The following is an 18,186-nucleotide window of genomic DNA, read 5'->3' as shown; positions in this document are numbered from 1 at the left end:
ACCTGGTCCCTCCACCCCGGCAAGCTCTTTCTCGCTTGCCGGGACCAAACATACAAGCGCACCCTGTGCGCGATGCTTTTCCGTCACGTGACGAAGAGCATCGCGCACAGGGTGCGCTCCTACAAACGCTCAGGCGCTGGCCAGATCCAGTTGTGCGATCTCGTTGTCGCTCAGCTGCAGGGAGGTGGCGCCGAGCAGTTCGTGCAGCTGCTCTACGCTGGTGGCGCTGACGATCGGCGCGGTGAGGCCAGGGCGCGCGATCAGCCAGGCCAGTGCGACCTGCGCCGGGGTGGCGCCATGCGCGGCGGCCACCGCGTCCAGCGCGGCCAGTACCTGCAGGCCGTGCGGGTTCAGGAACCGCTTCACCGCGCCGCCGCGTGCGCTACTCTTGGCCAGGTCGGCGCTGCTGCGGTACTTGCCGCTGAGGAAGCCGCTGGCCAGCGCGTAGTAGCTGATCACGCCGATATTCTCGCGGCGCACCAGCGGTTCCAGTTCCTGCTCGTAGCCGGTTCGGCTGACCAGGTTGTACTCCGGCTGCAGACTTTCGTAGCGCGGCAGGCCGTGCCGTTTCGACATGGCCAGCGCGTCGGCGAAGCGCGCCGCGCCGAAGTTGGAGGCGCCGATCACGCGCACCTTGCCGGCCTCGATCAGCCGGGCGAACGCGCCCAGGGTTTCTTCCATCGGCACGCTGGCGTCATCTTCATGCGCCTGGTACAGGTCGATGCAGTCGACCTGCAGGCGCTTGAGTGAGCCGTCCACCGCCTGCTGGATGTTGACCGGCGACAGGCCCGGCTGCTCGGCCCACTTGGCGACCTTGGTCGAGATCACCACCCGCTCGCGCTTGCCGCTTTGCTTCAGCCACTTGCCGAAAATGGTTTCCGACTCGCCGCCGTGGTTGCCCGGCACCCAGGCCGAATAGACGTCCGCGGTGTCGATCAGGTTGCCGCCGGCATCGACGAACGCGTCGAGCAGTTCGAACGAGCGCTTTTCGTCCGCGCTCCAGCCGAACACGTTGCCGCCGAAGGCGAGCGGGGCGATAGAGAGCGGTGAATTGCCGAGCGGGCGTGGTTGCATGGCATGCCTCCGGTGGCGGCGAACTTGGGGGTTGGCGCGCGAGCGGTCGTACGCCTTCCTCCAAGTGGCTGCATATCGGCGGCATTCAAGCCCGCGCCGCGCTCAACGCGGGGCCATGATCCGCGGCCACACGCTGGCGCAGCAGGCCAGCAGCCGGGTGGTCTTGACGGCAGGGTCGGTGCCGGCGGCGGTGCCGTCGGACGGGCTGGGTACGGGCTCCGGCTCCGGGCGCCAGTCCAGGTCGTCCTTGTGCAGCAGGTGGCCGTGCAGGAACAGCAGATCTTTCCACAGCGAGTGCATGGGGAAGCCTCCTGAAGGGAGTCCTGGGCTTGGGGAGTGCTCAAGATACGTGCGCGAAGGGCCGCCAAAAAGCGATATATTCGCAAGTCAGACTTGAGCGAAATTCAAGATGGGAAGACTACCGCTGGGGCTCTTGCAACAGTTCGTGCTGGTCGCCCGGCAGGGCAACCTGTCGCGCGCCGCGGCGCAGGCCAACCTCACCGTCAGCGCGCTGAGCCACCAGATGCGCCAGCTGGAGGAGCGCCTGGAACGGCGCCTGTTCGAGCGCGGCCCGCGCGGGGTGAAGCTGACCGCCGAGGGTTGCGTGCTGCTGGAAGCGGTCGGCACGCACTTCGACGGCATCGAGCATGCGCTGGCGGGGTATCGCACGCGCCACCATGACGCGCTCACGCTCAGCGCCAGCCCCGGCATCATGTCGAGCTGGCTGGTGCCGCGGCTGCCGCGGCTGGTCGCCGCGCATCCGGAGCTGGAACTCAGCCTGCAATCGGCTTCGACCCTGGTGGATTTCGAGCGCGAGCCGGTGGATGTCGCCCTGCGTTACGGCCATGGCGAATGGGCGGGGCTGCACAGCGAGCGGCTGTTCGGCGAGTGGATCGCGCCGGTGGCTGCGCCGGCGTTGATCGTGCGGATGGGCGGCGCCGACCCGCGCGAGCTGTCGCGCTGGCCGCTGCTCGGCGAGCCGAGTCCGTCCCGGCGCTGGAGCGACTGGTTCGGCCGCAGCGGCGGCACGCCACCGGTACGTTACGTGGCGCAGTTCGACAGTCTCGACGCCTTGCGCCACGCCGCGCTGGAAGGCCTTGGCGTGGCGCTGGGGCGGATGGTGACCTCGAAGTCGCTGATCGACGCCGGCCGGCTGGAAGTGCTGGGCGACAACTACCTGGCGGTGGAGGAGGCCTACTGGCTGGTGTATCCGCCGCGCTCGCTGGAGCACCGCGGCCTGCAGCTGTTCCGCCAATGGCTGCTGGCCGAGGCGGACGACTACCGTCGACAGATGTCGGCGTTCCGCCCCGACGACAAGCCGGTCGGCTGACGCGGTTCCGCAAAGCAGCCAAACGCGTCATCATCGTGGGTCGTTGCCGAACATCCGGAGTTGAATCATGAAATCACGCGCCGCGGTGGCCTGGGCCGCCGGCCAGCCGCTCTCCATCGAACAGGTCGACGTGGCCGGGCCGAAGGCGGGCGAGGTGCTGGTGCGCATAGTCGCCACCGGCGTCTGTCACACCGACGCGTTCACCCTGTCCGGCGCCGATCCGGAAGGGCAGTTCCCGGTGATCCTGGGCCACGAGGGCGGCGGCATCGTGGAGGAAGTCGGCGCGGGCGTCACCTCGCTCAAGGTCGGCGACCACGTGATTCCGCTGTACACGCCCGAATGCGGCGAGTGCAAGTTCTGCCTGTCCGGCAAGACCAATCTGTGCCAGAAGATCCGCGCCACCCAGGGCCAGGGCCTGATGCCCGACGGCACCTCGCGCTTCTCCTTGAACGGCAAGCCGCTGCTGCACTACATGGGCACCAGCACGTTCAGCGAATACACCGTGCTGCCGGAGATCTCGCTGGCGAAGATCAACCAGGCCGCGCCGCTGGAGAAGGTCTGCCTGCTCGGCTGCGGCATCACCACCGGCATCGGCGCGGTGCTGAACACGGCGAAGGTGGAACCCGGAGCCACGGTGGCGGTGTTCGGCCTGGGCGGCATCGGCCTGTCGGTGGTGCAGGGCGCGGTGATGGCGCAGGCCGGGCGCATCATCGCGATCGACCGCCACCCGGAAAAATTCGCGATGGCGAAGGCGCTGGGCGCCACCGACTGCATCAACGTCAACGACTATCCGGACACGCCGATCCAGCAGGTCATCGTCGAGCTCACCGACGGCGGCGTGGACTATTCGTTCGAGTGCATCGGCAACGTGCAGGTGATGCGCTCGGCGCTGGAGTGCTGCCACAAGGGCTGGGGCGAGTCGATCATCATCGGCGTGGCCGGCGCCGGGCAGGAGATCAGCACGCGGCCGTTCCAGCTGGTCACCGGGCGGGTGTGGCGTGGCTCGGCGTTCGGTGGTGTGAAGGGCCGCTCGCAGCTGCCCGGCTACGTCGAGCGCTACCTGGCCGGCGAGATCCGCATCGACGAGATGATCAGCCAGGTGCTGCCGCTGGAGCGCATCAACGAGGCGTTCGAACTGATGCACGGCGGCCAGGTGATCCGCTCGGTGATCCACTACTGACGTAGAATGCGCCCACGCCGCCGGCCCCATCCTGCCGGCAGCGTCCATCGTCATTTATCTCCGCGCACACCATGCCCAAGGTTGTCCCATGAACCGCACCGCCATCCTCGTCAGCGGTGCCTTTTTCCTTGCCCGCTACCGCAAGGTCTACGGCGAGCGCGACGCCGGCGATGCGCGCGCGGTGGCGAAAACCGTGTTCGGCATGGCGCTGGAACACCTGAAGGCGCTCGACCGTCCGCGCGAGCAGCTGTACCGCATCTACTTCTACGACTGTCCGCCGCTGGAAAAGAACTTCGTCAAGCCGATCAGCGGCAGCAGCATCGACTTCGGCCGCACCGGCGCCGCCGCGTTCCGCCGCGAGCTGCACGACCAGCTGCGCCGCCAGCGCAAGATGGCGCTGCGGCTGGGCCGGTTGGCCGAACGCGGCGAATGGCAGTTGAAGCGCAACGCCTACCAGCAGCTGCGCGAGGGCAGCCTGCGCTGGGACGACCTGCGCGACGAGCACTTCGAGCCGGACATGCGCCAGACCCAGGTGGACATGAAGATCGGCATCGACATCGCTGCGCTGACCGACAAGAAGCTGGTCGATCAGATCATCCTGGTCGCCGGCGATGCGGATTTCATTCCGGCCGCGAAGCTGGCCCGCTACGAAGGCATCGACTTCATCCTCGACCCGATGTGGCAGGGCATCGCGCCGGACCTGCACGAACATATCGACGGCCTGCAATCGGTGTGCCCGCGGCCGTTTTGAGCCATCTACCCGGCCTGCACATGATTTTCGTGATATTGCGTCAAATCCGGACGGCCAGCGCGCCAGGGAGTCAACGATGAACCGCGGGATACGAGTGGCAAGGATGGGTACGGCGCGCCTGGTCGCGGTGCTGCTGGCTGCTTGCCTGGGCCTGCCCACGATGGCCGGAGCGCAGACGGCACGGGCCGCCTCGGCCGAGCCGGACCAGCCGGCGGACGAGCTGGTGCCGCCCACCAGCGCCAGCGACTTCACCGCCGCGCAGCTGGACAGCGTGCTGGCCGGCAGCTGGCGTTCGGCGGCGAACCGCGCCCGCGACGCGTATCGCCACCCCAAGGCCACCTTGCAGTTCTTCGGCGTGCGGCCGGACCGCACGGTGATCGAGATCACCCCCGGTGGCGGCTGGTACGCCGAGATCCTGGCGCCGCTGCTGCACGACAACGGCCACTACATCGCGGCGGAAAAGGCGCCCGCCGCCGACAGCGAAGCGCGCGACGACGACAGCGCGCTGCGCAAGAAATTCGCCGCCGACCCGGCGCACTACGGCAACGCCCGCATCGTGCCGTTCGACCCGAAGGCGCCGGTGCTCGGTGCGCCGGCCTCGGCCGACCTGGTGCTGACCTTCCGCAACGTGCACAACTGGGTCATGGCCGACACTGCGCCGGCGATGTTCAAGGCGTTCTACGCCGTGCTCAAGCCCGGCGGCGTGCTCGGCGTGGTCGACCACCGCACCGCCGACGGCGCCTCGCTGGAAGCGGTGAAGTCCAGCGGCTACCTGCCCACCGGCTACGTGGTGAAGCTGGCCACCGAGGCGGGCTTCGCGCTGGACGAGAGCAGCGAGATCAACGCGAACCCGAAGGACACCAGGGATTACCCGAAGGGCGTGTGGACATTGCCGCCCACCCTTGCGCTCGGCGAGCGGGACAAGGCGAAATACCAGGCGATCGGCGAGTCCGACCGGATGACCCTGCGCTTCGTCAAGGCCGCGGCGCCGGCGACCGCGTCGCGCTGAGCCGAAGCGCAGCATGCTGCTCGCGCTGAACAAGCCGTACGGCGTGCTGTGCCAGTTCACCGACGATCGCGGTCGCGCCACGCTGGCCGATTTCGTCATGCAAAAAGACGTCTATGCGGCTGGACGGCTGGACCAGGACAGCGAGGGCCTGCTGCTGCTGACCGACGACGGCCGCCTGGCGCACCGGCTCACCGACCCGCGCCACAAGCAGGTCAAGACCTACCTGGCGCAGGTCGAGGGCACGATCGACGAGGCGGCGCTGCAGGTGCTGCGCCGCGGCGTTGTCCTGAACGACGGCCCGACCCTGCCGGCCGAAGCCGCCTTCGCCGCCGAACCGGACTGGCTGTGGCCGCGCGATCCGCCGGTGCGCTTCCGCCAGTCCATCCCCACCAGCTGGCTCAGCCTGACCCTGCGCGAAGGCCGCAACCGCCAGGTGCGCCGGATGACCGCGGCGGTGGGCTTTCCCACCCTGCGCCTGATCCGCGTGCGCATCGGCGAGTACGCGCTGGATGGCCTGGCGCCCGGCGAGACCCGACACATCAGGTAGGGTCCCGCGGGCGGGTGATGCTCTTGCCGAATCCCGAATCCCGGCCCCGAAAGCATCGCCTGTCAGCGGGCTCCTACGGGGCTGCTGCGAGGTTGAAGAACGCCTCCGCCGTCGCGGCACTGTTCGCCGCGGTGACTTCCGCACTTTCGCCGCGGTCGCGGGCGACTTCCTCGCAGATGTGCTTCAGGTACATCGGCTCGTTGCGCCGGTGACTGGGTGGCGGGCGCACCGTACGCGGCAGCAGGTAGGGCGCGTCGGTCTCGATCATCAGCCGGTTCGCCGGAATCGTGCGCACCAGCTCACGCAGGTGGGTGCCGCGGCGCTCGTCGCAGATCCAGCCGGTGATGCCGATGTGGCAGTCCAGGTCGAGATAGTCGCGCAGCGCCTCGCCGGTATCGGTGAAGCAGTGCACCACCGCGCCGGGCACCTGGTCGCGCCAGTGCCGCAGCAGCGCGACGAAGTCCGCATGCGCGTCGCGCTGGTGCAGGAACAGCGGTATCTGCAGGTCCGCCGCGATCTGCAGTTGCCGTTCGAATACGTGCAGCTGCACCTCGCGCGGCGAATAGTTGCGGTTGTAGTCGAGCCCGGTTTCGCCCACCGCGCGTACCGCCGGGTCCCGTGCCAGTTCGCGCAGCCGCGCATCGGCGGCGTCGTCGTAGTCGATCGCGTGGTGCGGATGCACGCCGGCGGTGGCGAACAGCGTGCCAGGGTGCGCCCTGGCCAGCGCCAGCGCGTGTTCGCTGCCCACGCGCGAGGCGCCGGTGACGACGATCCTCGTCACTCCCTGCACGCGGGCGCGCTGCAGCACGGCGTCGAGGTCGTGCTGAAACGATTCATGGGTAAGATTGGCGCCGATGTCGAGCAGTTGCATGGTGTTGCCGGTGGTCGAAAGCGGCATTGTCCCAGAGCCGGCCAGCGGTGCAAACGCGCGCTGGCCGCGGGCACGACGCGGCCTGCGATCCGGGTCATGCCGGGCGCGGCACCGGAAATTTTCCTAGGCCGCGGAAATCGTACGCGACGGCCACAGGCCTCACAATGAGCGTTTGTGCCGTCGCGATGGCTGCCAGCGGGATGCATTCACCTGCCGCCGGCCGGATGTGCTAACTATGCTGCGTGCCGTTTCGTCGCGGGGGGCGTCGACGGCTGTTCGCAGGTATCGAGCGGGGTGGAGGATGTCGGCAATGATCGAGCCGGCGGTTGGCGGGTCGGGTCGGGCCGTGGAGGACCGCGAAGCGGAAGTCTGCGCCTGGCTGGTCGCGCGCGGTCGTCTGAAAGAGGGCGACCTGGGCCGTGCCCGCCGCCTGCACGAGGAGTCGGCCGAGGGCACGCTGACCGCCCTGATGGCGCGGCTTGGGCTGGTTTCCGAGCGCGACCTGGCCGAGGCCTGGGCCGAGCTGCTGCAGGTGCCGCTGCTGGCCGCGCGCGACGCGCCGGAGCTGCCGCCGGCCGACCTCGATCTCTCGCTGCGCTTCCTCAAGCAGCAGCACGTGGTGCCGGTGCAGGACGGCGAGCACGGGCTGGCGCTGCTGGTGGCCGATCCGGCCGACCCGTATCCGCTGCAGGCGGTGGCACTGGCCGCCGGGCGGCCGGTGGCGCTGCGGGTGGGGTTGCGTTCGGAGATCGACGGGCTGATCGAGCGTTATTACGGCACGGGCCGTTCGGCGATGGGCACCATCGTGGAGAATCTCGACGGCAGCGCCGCAGAAGAGGACGACGTCGAGCACCTGCGCGACCTGGCGTCCGAGGCGCCGGTGATCCGGCTGGTGAACCTGATCCTGCAGCGCGCGGTGGAGCAACGCGCGTCGGACGTGCACATCGAGCCGTTCGAGAACCGGCTGAAGGTGCGCTACCGCATCGACGGCGTGCTGCACGAGGTGGAGGCGCCGCCGTCGTCGTCCACCGCCGCGGTGATCTCACGCGTGAAGATCATGGCGCGGCTGAACATCGCCGAGCGCCGCCTGCCGCAGGACGGCCGCATCCAGCTGCGCGTGCAGGGCAAGGAGCTCGACCTGCGCGTGTCCACCGTGCCGACCAGCTTCGGCGAGTCGGTGGTGATGCGCATCCTCGACCGCGAGTCGGTGGTGTTCGACTTCGCCTCGCTCGGCTTCACCGACCGCTTTCAGCAGCGCTTCGTCGACGTGCTGGAACGCCCGCACGGCATCCTGCTGGTGACCGGCCCCACCGGTTCGGGCAAGACCACCACGCTGTACACCGCGCTGTCGCGGATCAACACCAACGATGTGAAGATCATCACCGTCGAGGACCCGGTCGAGTACCAGCTCGAAGGCATCAACCAGATCCAGGTGAAACCGCAGATCGGGCTGGATTTCTCCGGCGCGCTGCGTTCGATCATGCGCCAGGACCCGGATGTGATCATGATCGGCGAGATGCGCGATCTGGAAACCTGCCGCATCGCCATCCAGTCTGCGCTCACCGGCCACCTGGTGCTGTCCACGCTGCACACCAACTCGGCCGCCGGCGGCATCACCCGTCTGCTCGACATGGGCGTGGAGGATTACCTGCTCGGCTCCACCATCAACGGCATCCTGGCGCAGCGGCTGGTGCGCCGGCTCGACCCGGAAACCGCGATGCCGTACGACGCGCTGCCGGAGGTGATCGAGCAGTTCGAGCTGCACAAATACACCGACGAGCGGCCGATCCGGCTGTGGAAACCGGGCAGCAGCGCGGCCAACCCCAGCGGCTACCGCGGCCGCCGCGCGATCATGGAGTTCCTCACCATGAGCGATCCGCTGCGCCGGCTGGTGATGCAGCGGGCCAGCGAGGGCGACATCGAGCGACAGGCGCGCAGCGAGGGCATGCGCACCATGTACGAGGACGGCATCGCCAAGGCCGTGGCCGGCATCACCACGCTGGAGGAGGTGCTGCGTGTCACGCAGGAAGGCTGAATTGAAGGCCGGGATTCGCCTGAAGGCCGGGATTCGGGATTCGGCATTCGGGATTGGTAGAAGCAAGAGCGGATACGACGGCCCGGCGCGTACGCGCTTTTCCGAATCCCGAATCCCGAATCCCGAATCCCGGCTCACGGGGCATGCCCAGTGAGCCAATACCGCTACAAGGCCGTCAACGAATCCGGCGAAGTCCTGCAAGGCCGGATGGAGGCGGCCAGCGTGGAGGAGGTGATTGGTCGCCTGCAGGACCAGGGCCACACGCCGCTGGAAGCGCAGCCGGCCGACGGCGCCGGCGGCGGCAGCGGGCTGGCCGCGCTGTTTCGGCGTGGCCCGTTCAGCGGCGACCAGCTGGCCCAGTTCACCCATCAGCTGGCCACCCTGCTCGGCGCCGGCCAGCCGCTGGACCGCGCGCTCGGTATCCTGCTGGAACTGCCAGAGGGCGAGAGCGCGAAGAAACTGGTCGAGCGTGTGCGCGACCGCGTGCGCGGCGGCAACAGCCTGTCCTCGGCGCTGGACGAGGAACACGGCGTGTTCCCCAAGCTGTACGTCAGCCTGGTGCGTGCCGGCGAGGCGGGCGGTTCACTGGAAGAAACACTGCGCCGGCTGGCCGATTACCTGGAGCGCGCGCAGCAGCTGCGCGGCAGCATCGTCAATGCGCTGATCTACCCGGCGTTCCTGCTGGTCGGCGTGCTCGGTTCGCTGGTGCTGCTGCTGGCCTATGTGGTGCCGCAGTTCGTGCCGATCTTCGAGGACATGCAGGTACCGGTGCCGTGGATCACCGCCGCGGTGCTGGCGCTGGGCAACGCGCTGCAGGCGTGGTGGTGGCTGATCGTGCTGCTGCTCGGCGGCGGCCTAGCCGCCTGGCGCGCGCGGCTGCGCGAACCGGCGGCGCGGCTGGCCTGGCACGCCCGCCTGCTGCGGCTGCGCGTGGTCGGTCCGCTGCTGCTGAAGGTGGAAACCGCGCGCATCGCGCGCACGCTGGGCACCTTGCTGAAGAACGGCGTACCGTTGCTCAGCGCATTGACCATCGCGCGCCAGGTCACCGGCAACCGCGCGCTGGACGCGGCGCTGGACGCGGCGCACGAGCAGGTCAAGGGCGGCGCGGGCCTGAGCCTGGCGCTGGGCCAGTCGAAACTGTTCCCGCGCCTGGCCATGCAGATGGTGCAGGTGGGCGAGGAGGCCGGCCAGCTCGACACCATGCTGCTGAAGGTCGCCGACACCTTCGAGCTCGAATCCAGACGCGCGATCGACCGCCTGCTGGCGGCACTGGTGCCCGCGCTGACCATCGTGATGACCGTACTGGTGGCGATCATCATGGCCGCGATCCTGCTGCCGCTTTTGAGTCTGACCAGCAATATTCAATGAAACGTGGAGACATTTATGGCTGAACGTGCAATGGAATTCGGGATACGGGATACGGGATTCGGCAAGGCGCGCCAGCGCCTGCCGTCCGCTTTTACGAATCCCGTATCCCGAATCCCGAATCCCGGGCGCGCTTCGCGCGCCAGCGGCTTCACCCTGCTCGAGATGCTCGCGGTGATCGTGCTGATCGGCATCATCGGCGCGGTGGTGGTGACCCAGGTCGGCAAGAACGTCGACAAGGGCAAGTACGGCGCGGGCAAGGCGCAGCTGATGACGCTGAACCAGAAGATCGAGAACTACGCGCTGGACAACGGCGCGCCGCCGCAACAGCTGGAAGGGCTGGTGACCAAGCCGGCGAACGCATCGAACTGGCAGGGCCCGTACGCGAAGGAGTCCGACCTGAGGGACCCGTGGGGCCATGATTTCGGCTACCAGTACCCGGGCCAGCATGGCAGCTTCGACCTGGTCTTCTACGGCCAGGACGGCAAATCCGGCGGCGACGGCTACAGCAAGGACGTCGGGAACTGGCAATGAAGCAGGGAATCGGGAATCGGGAATCGGGAATGGGCAAAGCAGCCCCCGCGAACTTGCGGGAGCCCGGCTTGCCGATTCCCTATTCCCGATTCCCGATTCCCGGGCGCGGCAGCGGCCGCGCCGCCGGCTTCACTCTGCTGGAAATGCTCGCGGTGATCCTGCTGGTCGGCATTGCCGCGGCGGCGGTATCGGTTTCGGTGAGCCAGGGGCTGGCCAGCGCGCGGGTGCGCGCGGCCAGCAGCGAGCTGGCCGGCGCGTTGCGCGCGACCCGTGCGCAGGCAATCGTGCGCGGCGAGGAGCAGCACTTCGACCTGGACACCCGCGCCAACAGCTACGACGGCGCGAAGCGGCAGGACGTGCGCCTGCCCAGCGGCCTGCGCGTGAGCATCACCAGCGCGAAGGAAGACCAGCCGAACGACCACACCGGACGCATCCGCTTCTTCCCCGACGGCAGCTCCACCGGCGGGCGCATCACGCTGAAGAGCGGCCGGCGCGAGTGGCACGTCAACGTGGTGTGGCTGACCGGCGAAGTGCGCGTGGTCGATGCGGTGGCGCGGCGATGAGAGCCGGGATTCGGGATACGGGATTCGGGATTCGGCAAGGCGCGCCAGCGCCAGCCGTCCGCTTTCCCGAATCCCGAATCCCGAATCCCGAATCCCGCCAGCAGGGCTTCTCCCTGCTGGAAGTCATCGCCGCGATCATGCTGCTGGCGATTGCGTTCACCGCGCTGATGAAGGTGGCGGGCGCGTCGATCGGGCTGAGCCACAACGCGGCCGCGTACAGCGAGGTGGCGATGCGCGCGCGCAGCCTGCTCGACGGCGCGTTCGTGGGCGAGCCGGTCAGGCCGGGCAGCCGCTCGGGCCGCTTCAACCCGCAGTACCGCTGGCAGCTCGACGTGACGCCGTGGAGTCCGGGCGGGCCGGCGATGCCGGGCGAACCGCTGCAGCTGTATCAGCTGGACCTGACCGTGGCGTGGGGTTCGCCGGCGCATCCGCGCAGGGCGCACTTCCGCACGCTGCGGCTGGGCACGCCCAACCTTGCCGGCAACGCGCAGGCAGTCCGGTGAAACGCGCCGCGGGTTTCACCCTGCTGGAGGTGCTGGCCGCACTGGCGCTGCTGGCGCTGCTGCTGGTCGGGGTATACGCGGGCATCCGTACCGCCAGCCACAGCGTGCGCTCGGGCACCGCGGCGATCGAGCGGATCGACCAGGTGCGCTCGGCCCAGCAGTTCCTGCGCCGCGAGCTGGCGCAGAGCATGCTGCAGCCGATCGGCCGCAGCGACCGCGGCGAGCCGCTCTATTTCGAGGGCGGTGCGCGCGAGATGCGCTACGTGGCGCCGCTGCCCGGCTACCTCGGCAAGCTCGGCCCGCAGCTGCAGCGGCTGCAGCTGGTCGACGACGGCCACGGTGGCCTGCGGCTGGAGTTGAGCCTGGCCCTGCTGCCGCCGGACGGCCAGTCGCCGCAGCCGCTGGGCGAGCCGCAGGTGCTGTTCGACCAGATCAAGGCCGGCGGCTTCAGCTATCGCGGCGTCGACCCGCAGGGCGCCGTGGTGCCATGGTCGCCGGCGTGGCCCGACGGCCGCCGGTTGCCGCAGCTGGTGCGGATCGAGCTGCAGGCGCCGGGCGTGGTGGCGTGGCCGCCGCTGGAGGTGCCGCTGCGGGCCAGTCCGCTGCAGGCTGGCATGTCGCCGATGCAGGTGCGCGGCGGGAGCATCCGGTGAAGCCTGCGCTGCCAGGGTTGCCGACCCGCCAGCGCGGGGTTGCCCTGCTGCTGGTGCTGTGGGCGTGCACCTTGCTGGCGATCCTGCTCGGCGGCTACGCCGCGCTGGCGCGCACCGAAGGCCTGCAGGCGCGCTACCAGTTCGCCCAGACCCAGGCGCATTACGCCGCCGAGGCCGGCCTGATGCGCGCGCTGTACGCTTTGCAGGATCCGCAACCGGCGCGACGCTGGACCGGCGATGGCCGGCCGTATGCATTCGACTATGACCGCGCCAAAGTCGTCGTGCGCGCGATCGACGAGGGCGGCAAGGTCGATCTCAACGCCGGCTCGCCGGAGGTGCTGCGCGGCTTGTTCCAGGCGGCCGGGCTGAACGCGGCCGAGGCGCAGGCGCTAGCCGGGCACGTGCTGGACTGGCGCAACCCGACCGTGCTCGAGGGAGACGCGGCCAGCCAGCGCGCGGCGTACAAGGCGGCCGGCCGCGATTACGGCCCGCGCGGCGGCCCGTTCGCCAGCATCGAGGAGCTGCAGATGGTGCTCGGCATGACGCCCGCGCTGTACCGGCAGGTGGCGCCGGCGGTGACGATCTGGGCCGGCACCGCCAGCCCGGACCCGAACACCGCGCCGCCGCTGGCGCTGGCCGCGATCCCCGGGATGACGCCGGCGCAGCTGGAGCAGATCCGCGCCGCACGGCAGCGCAACGCGGCCGACCCGCGGCTGGTCCTGAACAACGGAACCACGCATAGTATTCGTTCGGAGGCCACCTTGGCCGACGGCACGCGCGCAATCCTGCGCGCCACGATTCGCCTGCAGGCGGGGCAGGCGCAACCGTACCTGGTGCTGCGCTGGCAGGAAGGGGAGGCGGAATGAATACGGCAACGCCGTCACTGCGGCCGTGGGTGGAGCGTGTACGCCGGGGCTGGCGCGCCTCGCCGTTGCCGGGCTTCCTCGGCTGGTGGGGCGGCGAGCTGCGCGAGCTGCTGCCGCCGCGCTGGCGCGGCTGGTTCGGCAGCGGCGCCGACTGGCACCTGCTGCAGCACGCGGATGCGCAGTGGACCCTGCGTCGCAGCGGCCACGCCGAGGTGCTGGCGCGCTGGGAAGACGGCGCCATGATGGCCGCCGACGGTGTGCACGTGGCGCCGGCCGCACTGGACGACGCGCTCGGCCGGGTGGACCGCGAGGACCTGCGGCTGGCGCTGCTGCTGCCGCCGGCGCTGGCGCTGCGGCGCACGCTGACACTGCCGCTGGCCGCGCGCGACAACCTGCTGCAGGTGGCTGGCTTCGAGGTCGACCGGCAGACCCCGTTCCAGCTGGCGCAGGTGTACTACGCCGTGCGCGAGCCGGTCACGCCGGCGCCGCCGGGGCGCTTCAGCGCCGAGCTGGTGGTGGCCACCCGCGACACGCTGGACCCGCTGCTGGCGCGCCTGCGCGCGCAGGGTATCGAGGTCGACGCGGTGGATCTGACGCTCGGCAATGGTTGTCTCGGCGCCAACCTGCTGCCGCCGCAGCAGGTGCCGCGCCGCCCGCGCCCGCGCCGCCGGCTGAACCTGATGCTGGCCGCGGCCTGCGTGCTGCTGGCGCTGCTGGTGCTGGGCGAGTGGCTGCACAACCGGCAGCTGGCGCTGGCGCAGATGCAGGCCGAGGTCGCGGCGATGCGCGGCGAGGCGCAGCAGGTGGCCGCGCTGCGCCAGCAGCTGCAGGACAACGCCGGCGCCGCCGGCTTCCTGGCCCGGCGCAAGCACGACACGGTAGCCATGCTCGGCCTGCTGCAGGAAGCCACCGAACGCCTGCCCGACAGCACCTGGCTGGAGCGCTTCAGCGTCGACAACACCGGCCAGGTCGGCTTCCAGGGGCAGAGCCAGCAGGCCGCCAAGCTGCTCGATGTGTTGAAGGATTCGAAGCTGATCATCGATGCCAGTTTCCAGGGCAGCATCCAGCCCGACCCGACCACCGGCAAGGAACGTTTCTACCTGACCGCGCGCGTGAACCAGCCGAAGCCGCCGGCGGCCAAGCCGACTCCCGGCGGGAGCGCGCCATGAAACTGACCGCCATGAGTCCGCGCGACAGCCGCATCGCGGCGATCGTCCTGCTGCTGCTGGCGGTGGGGCTGGCCTACTTCGTGCTGCTGCACTGGTGGTTCGTGGTGCCGCTGCGGCAGATCAGCGGCGACATGGCCGACCTGCGCGACACGCACAGCCGCTACGCCGCGGCGATCGCCGAGAAGCCCGAGCTGCAGCAGCGCCTTGCCGCGCTCGGTGCCGGCCAGGCGGCCAGCAGCGCGTTCCTCGCCGCCGACGATCCCAACACCGCCGCCGGCGACCTGATGCAGCGCGTGATCGACGTGGTCGCCGCCAACGCCGGCGGCAACCGCTGCACGGTGAGCCAGAAGATGCCGCTGCCGAGCCCCCCCGCCTCGCCCGGCGAGCCGTACCGCAAGGCGGCGGTGAGCATCAGCCTGAACTGCGACATGGAACCACTGGCGGCCGTGCTGCAGGCGCTGGAGCAGGGCACACCGTACCTGTTCATCGACGACCTCAGCATCTACCGCAACCCGGTGGTTGCGCAACAGGACAGCTCGGCGGGGCTGGAAGTGCAGTTCAGCCTGTCCGGCTACGTGCGCCCGAGCCGTGCCGCGCCGGCAGCGGCGGAGCGTGCACCCGACGATGCGGGAGTCGGGCCATGAACGCCGCCAGCCAGCGTCAGCTGACCCCGTGGCTGGTCGCCCTCGTGCTGTTGCTGGGCGCCGTGCTGCTGTTGCTGCTGGCCGGTCTCGGCCGCGGCGTGCGCTGGGATGCGCCGCGCCAGCCGCCGCCGTTGCCGCCGACTGGCCGCCAGGCCGAGCTGCCGACCCCGGTGCCGCTGCCGCAGTACGCGCAGGTCTGGCAGAAACCGCTGTTCAGCCCCGACCGCAAGCCGGCTGCCCGCGCCGATGGTGGCAGCAGCCTGGGCGACCTCGAACTGACCGGCATCCTGCTCACCCCGGGCCTGCGCATGGCCCTGCTGCAGGATCGCAACGGCGACCGCCAGGTGCGCCTGCGCGAAGGCGAGACGCTGCCAGACGGCAGCGTGAAGCTGGTCGAACTGCGCCCGCGTTCGGCGCTGTTCGACTCCCCGGCCGGGCGCACCGAACTGAAGCTGCCGGCCGGCGCGCCGATCGATGCGCCTCGCGCCGCGGCGGAAACACGCGACCAGCCGGCCGGTGCGGCGGCGATGCAGCTGGCGCCGGACGAAGGCAAGGAGGCGGCCGGGCGCAGCGGCTCCGGCCAGGGCACCATTGCGCCGCCGAGGCGCGCCGCCTCGCCGGCCGCGCCATCGTCCGCAGCGGCATCGGCCGCCGAGCGGCTGCGCAGGAACATCCAGCAACGTCGGGCCGGTCGTGCCGCCGCGGCCCACGAAGGAGAACACTGATCCATGTCCCGCATGCTCATCCAGCCTATCCTGCGTACCGCCGCGCTTGCCCTCGCGGTGGCCCTGGCCGCCTGCGCCAGCCTGCCGCCGCCGCATGACGACGGCGCGCTGCAGCGCGAGGCGATGGCCGGCACGCAGAACCCGGTGCCGGCGCCGCTGCCGTTGAACAACGAGGGCGGCAGCCGCGGCGCGAGCACGGCGACCGCCGAGGTCAGCCACGGCAGCGGCCGCTTCATCCGGCCCGGCGCGCTGGCCACGCCGCGTCCGGCGGCGAGCGGCAACGGCGCGGTCACCTTCAACTTCGAGAACCAGCCGGTGCAGGCGGTGGTCAAGGCGATCCTCGGCGACCTGCTCAAGCAGAACTACACCATCGTGCCCGGCGTGCAGGGCAACATCTCGTTCGCCACCTCCGAACCGGTCGACGCCAGCCAGGCGCTGCCGATCCTGGAGACGCTGCTGTCGTGGACCGGCAACGCGCTGGTGCGTCGCGACGGCGGCTACGTGGTGATGCCGCAGAAGGATGCGGTGGCCGGCAACCTGGTGCCCAGCCTCGGCGCCAGTGCGCCTGCGGGCGGCCTGCAGGCGCGGCTGTTCCCGCTGCACTACATCTCCGCCACCGAGATGCAGAAGCTGATCAAGCCGTTCGCGCGGCCCGACGCCACCTTGCTGGTGGATCCGGCGCGCAACCTGCTGGTGATGTCCGGCACGCCGCAGGAACTGGCGAACTACCAGAGCATGGTGCGTACGTTCGACGTCGACTGGCTGCGCGGCATGTCGGTGGGCGTGTTCAACCTGCAGTACGCGAACGTCGGCGAGCTGATGCCGAAGCTGGACGCGATGTTCGGCGAGCATGGCAACACCCCGCTGGCCGGCATGCTGCGCTTCATCCCGATCGAGCGCACCAACGCGCTGGTGGTGATCAGCACCCAGAGCGACTACCTGCAGGAAGTCGGCGACTGGATCGCGCGCATCGACCGCGGCGGCGGCAACGAGCCGCAGCTGTTCGTCTACGACGTGCGCAACATCAAGGCGTCGGACCTGGCGAAGTACCTGGCGCAGATCTACGCCAACGGCGCCGGCAGCGGCGGTGACAACGGCGGCCAGGTCGGGCCGGGGCTGACCGGTGTCACCCTGGGCAGTGCCGAGAACGCCGGCACGACCAGCATGGGCAGCACCGCCGGCGGTTTCGGCAACCCGGTCGACGCCTCGCGCGGTGGCGGCCAGGTCAACAGTGGCATGGGCAGCGGCGGCTTCGGCGCCACCGGTGGCGGCCGTGACAGTGGCGCCGCGGCCGGCCGCTTCGGCAGCAGCTCCGCCGGTTTTGGCGGCAACCCGGTCGGCGGCGGCAACGGTGCGGCCAGCGAGGCGCAGTACAGCTCCAGCGACGGCAGCGTGCGGATCAGCTCGGTCGACGGCAGCAACCAGCTGCTGGTGCGCGCGCGCCCGTCGCAGTGGGAGGAGATCAAGACGGCGATCAGCAAGCTCGACAACGTGCCGCTGCAGGTGCAGATCGAGACGCGCATCCTCGAGGTCAATCTCACCGGCGAGTTCCAGTTCGGCGTGCAGTGGTACCTGGAGGGGCTGACCGGCAGTACCGGCAGCACCTCGAACGGCACGTTCGTGCCGGGCCAGCCCTACCGCCACCGCCAGCTGGGCCTGGGCCAGGGCGGCAACGCGTTCGGTGGCGAGCCGTTCTTTTACTCTTTCCTCAACAGCGACCTGCAGGTCGCCGTGCGCGCGATGGAGACCAGCGGCAACACCAAGACGCTGTCGGCGCCGTCGATGGTGGTGATGAACAACCAGGTGGCCAGTATCGCGGTCGGCAACCAGATCCCGATCAACCAGACCAGCGTGAACACCGGCATCGGCACCACCACCAGCTACAGCCAGGTCAACTACCTGAGTACCGGCGTGATCCTCAACGTGCAGCCGCGGATCAATCCCGGCGGTCTGGTCTACATGAACATCAGCCAGGAAGTCAGCCAGGCCGACAAGTCGGTGCCGCTGGTCAACGGCAATCCGGCCATCTCGCAGCGCAAGCTGGCCACCCAGGTCGCCGTGCAGAGCGGTCAGACCGTGCTGCTCGGCGGCCTGATCCAGCAGGCCGAGGGCAATACCGACACCGGCATCCCGGGGCTCAACCGCGTGCCGGTGCTGGGCCGGCTGTTCGGCAGCACCAACCGCAGCCGCAACCGCACCGAGCTGATCGTGCTGATCACGCCGCGGGTGATCCGCGGCGGCGCGGACGCCAAGCAGATCACCGACGACTACCAGAGCAAGTTCGAGTCGCTGGAGCCGCTGCGCACGCCGGCCGGCGCCGGCACGAAGCCGTAGCGGGCGATCGCCCCGGCACGCTGCCGGGGCAGC

General features: G+C 69.9%; 19 protein-coding genes. 16 read left to right on the top strand and 3 right to left on the bottom strand.

The features are described 5' to 3' along the window. Nucleotides 1–129: 129 nt before the first annotated feature. Together AC3WTD_RS17055 and AC3WTD_RS17050 are read right to left on the bottom strand one after the other, a co-directional pair. The gene (locus AC3WTD_RS17055; RefSeq protein ID WP_492614501.1) at nt 130–1,074 is read right to left on the bottom strand and encodes an aldo/keto reductase; all 945 of its coding nucleotides are present in this window, start codon (nt 1,072–1,074) and stop codon (nt 130–132) included. Nucleotides 1,075–1,176: 102 nt separating this feature from the next. Then, entirely contained in the window at nt 1,177–1,374 is a 198-nt protein-coding gene (locus tag AC3WTD_RS17050; protein WP_492614500.1) for a hypothetical protein, read from the bottom strand. 109 nt (nt 1,375–1,483) lie between these two features. Here AC3WTD_RS17050 and AC3WTD_RS17045 point away from each other — a divergent pair, with 109 nt between their 5' ends. The 5 genes from AC3WTD_RS17045 to AC3WTD_RS17025 all read left to right on the top strand — a co-directional run bounded on the left by AC3WTD_RS17045 (nt 1,484) and on the right by AC3WTD_RS17025 (nt 5,891). After that, a complete protein-coding gene (locus AC3WTD_RS17045) occupies nt 1,484–2,404 on the top strand; it encodes a LysR substrate-binding domain-containing protein (protein WP_492614499.1) in 921 nt (306 codons plus the stop codon). Nucleotides 2,405–2,471: 67 nt separating this feature from the next. Beyond that, complete coding sequence (locus AC3WTD_RS17040) at nt 2,472–3,584, top strand: S-(hydroxymethyl)glutathione dehydrogenase/class III alcohol dehydrogenase (protein WP_492614498.1); 1,113 nt, start codon at nt 2,472–2,474, stop codon at nt 3,582–3,584. A gap of 88 nt (nt 3,585–3,672) precedes the next feature. Then, nucleotides 3,673–4,335 carry an NYN domain-containing protein gene (locus AC3WTD_RS17035; RefSeq protein ID WP_492614497.1) on the top strand — a complete coding sequence of 221 codons (663 nt, stop codon included), beginning with the start codon at nt 3,673–3,675 and terminating at the stop codon, nt 4,333–4,335. A gap of 103 nt (nt 4,336–4,438) precedes the next feature. Beyond that, nucleotides 4,439–5,344, top strand: coding sequence for a class I SAM-dependent methyltransferase (locus AC3WTD_RS17030; protein WP_492614496.1), 906 nt, complete (start codon nt 4,439–4,441; stop codon nt 5,342–5,344). 13 nt (nt 5,345–5,357) lie between these two features. Then, nucleotides 5,358–5,891, top strand: a complete 534-nt coding sequence (locus AC3WTD_RS17025; protein WP_492614495.1) for a pseudouridine synthase — start codon at nt 5,358–5,360, stop codon at nt 5,889–5,891. A 73-nt stretch (nt 5,892–5,964) separates the two neighbouring features. On the opposite strand, the gene AC3WTD_RS17020 is transcribed toward AC3WTD_RS17025, so the two are convergent. Further along, on the bottom strand, nt 5,965–6,762 hold the full coding sequence (locus AC3WTD_RS17020) for a TatD family hydrolase (RefSeq protein WP_492614504.1): 798 nt from the start codon (nt 6,760–6,762) through the stop codon (nt 5,965–5,967). Between the two features lie 301 nt (nt 6,763–7,063). Between AC3WTD_RS17020 and gspE the strand changes: the two genes are divergently transcribed. From gspE to gspD, 11 genes are all read left to right on the top strand, one after another. Continuing rightward, entirely contained in the window at nt 7,064–8,797 is a 1,734-nt protein-coding gene (gspE, locus tag AC3WTD_RS17015) for a type II secretion system ATPase GspE (RefSeq protein ID WP_492614494.1), read from the top strand. A gap of 150 nt (nt 8,798–8,947) precedes the next feature. Next, complete coding sequence (gene gspF, locus AC3WTD_RS17010; RefSeq protein ID WP_027493225.1) at nt 8,948–10,165, top strand: type II secretion system inner membrane protein GspF; 1,218 nt, start codon at nt 8,948–8,950, stop codon at nt 10,163–10,165. 111 nt (nt 10,166–10,276) lie between these two features. Next, nucleotides 10,277–10,696 carry a type II secretion system major pseudopilin GspG gene (gene gspG, locus AC3WTD_RS17005; protein WP_255324887.1) on the top strand — a complete coding sequence of 140 codons (420 nt, stop codon included), beginning with the start codon at nt 10,277–10,279 and terminating at the stop codon, nt 10,694–10,696. 95 nt (nt 10,697–10,791) lie between these two features. Next, nucleotides 10,792–11,259, top strand: a complete 468-nt coding sequence (locus AC3WTD_RS17000; RefSeq protein WP_492614503.1) for a GspH/FimT family pseudopilin — start codon at nt 10,792–10,794, stop codon at nt 11,257–11,259. After that, on the top strand, nt 11,256–11,762 hold the full coding sequence (locus tag AC3WTD_RS16995; RefSeq protein WP_492614493.1) for a type IV pilus modification PilV family protein: 507 nt from the start codon (nt 11,256–11,258) through the stop codon (nt 11,760–11,762). Before AC3WTD_RS17000 ends, AC3WTD_RS16995 begins: the two co-directional genes overlap by 4 nt. After that, nucleotides 11,759–12,415, top strand: a complete 657-nt coding sequence (locus AC3WTD_RS16990) for a prepilin-type N-terminal cleavage/methylation domain-containing protein (RefSeq protein WP_492614492.1) — start codon at nt 11,759–11,761, stop codon at nt 12,413–12,415. The genes AC3WTD_RS16995 and AC3WTD_RS16990 overlap by 4 nt, the downstream gene beginning before the upstream one ends. Beyond that, entirely contained in the window at nt 12,412–13,281 is an 870-nt protein-coding gene (locus tag AC3WTD_RS16985; protein ID WP_492614491.1) for a type II secretion system minor pseudopilin, read from the top strand. The genes AC3WTD_RS16990 and AC3WTD_RS16985 overlap by 4 nt, the downstream gene beginning before the upstream one ends. After that, complete coding sequence (locus AC3WTD_RS16980) at nt 13,278–14,450, top strand: PilN domain-containing protein (RefSeq protein WP_492614490.1); 1,173 nt, start codon at nt 13,278–13,280, stop codon at nt 14,448–14,450. The genes AC3WTD_RS16985 and AC3WTD_RS16980 overlap by 4 nt, the downstream gene beginning before the upstream one ends. Further along, nucleotides 14,447–15,094, top strand: coding sequence for a type II secretion system protein GspM (gene gspM / locus AC3WTD_RS16975; protein ID WP_492614489.1), 648 nt, complete (start codon nt 14,447–14,449; stop codon nt 15,092–15,094). The genes AC3WTD_RS16980 and gspM overlap by 4 nt, the downstream gene beginning before the upstream one ends. After that, entirely contained in the window at nt 15,091–15,819 is a 729-nt protein-coding gene (locus tag AC3WTD_RS16970) for a general secretion pathway protein GspN (protein WP_027493233.1), read from the top strand. Before gspM ends, AC3WTD_RS16970 begins: the two co-directional genes overlap by 4 nt. Nucleotides 15,820–15,822: 3 nt before the next feature. Further along, nucleotides 15,823–18,153, top strand: a complete 2,331-nt coding sequence (gene gspD, locus AC3WTD_RS16965; protein WP_492614488.1) for a type II secretion system secretin GspD — start codon at nt 15,823–15,825, stop codon at nt 18,151–18,153. The last annotated feature ends 33 nt before the right edge of the window (nt 18,154–18,186 follow it).

It is taken from the genome of Rhodanobacter sp. FW106-PBR-R2A-1-15 (assembly GCF_058789735.1).
Note: the sequence above shows the minus strand (reverse complement) of the source record. Positions and strands in the feature narration are given on the sequence as shown.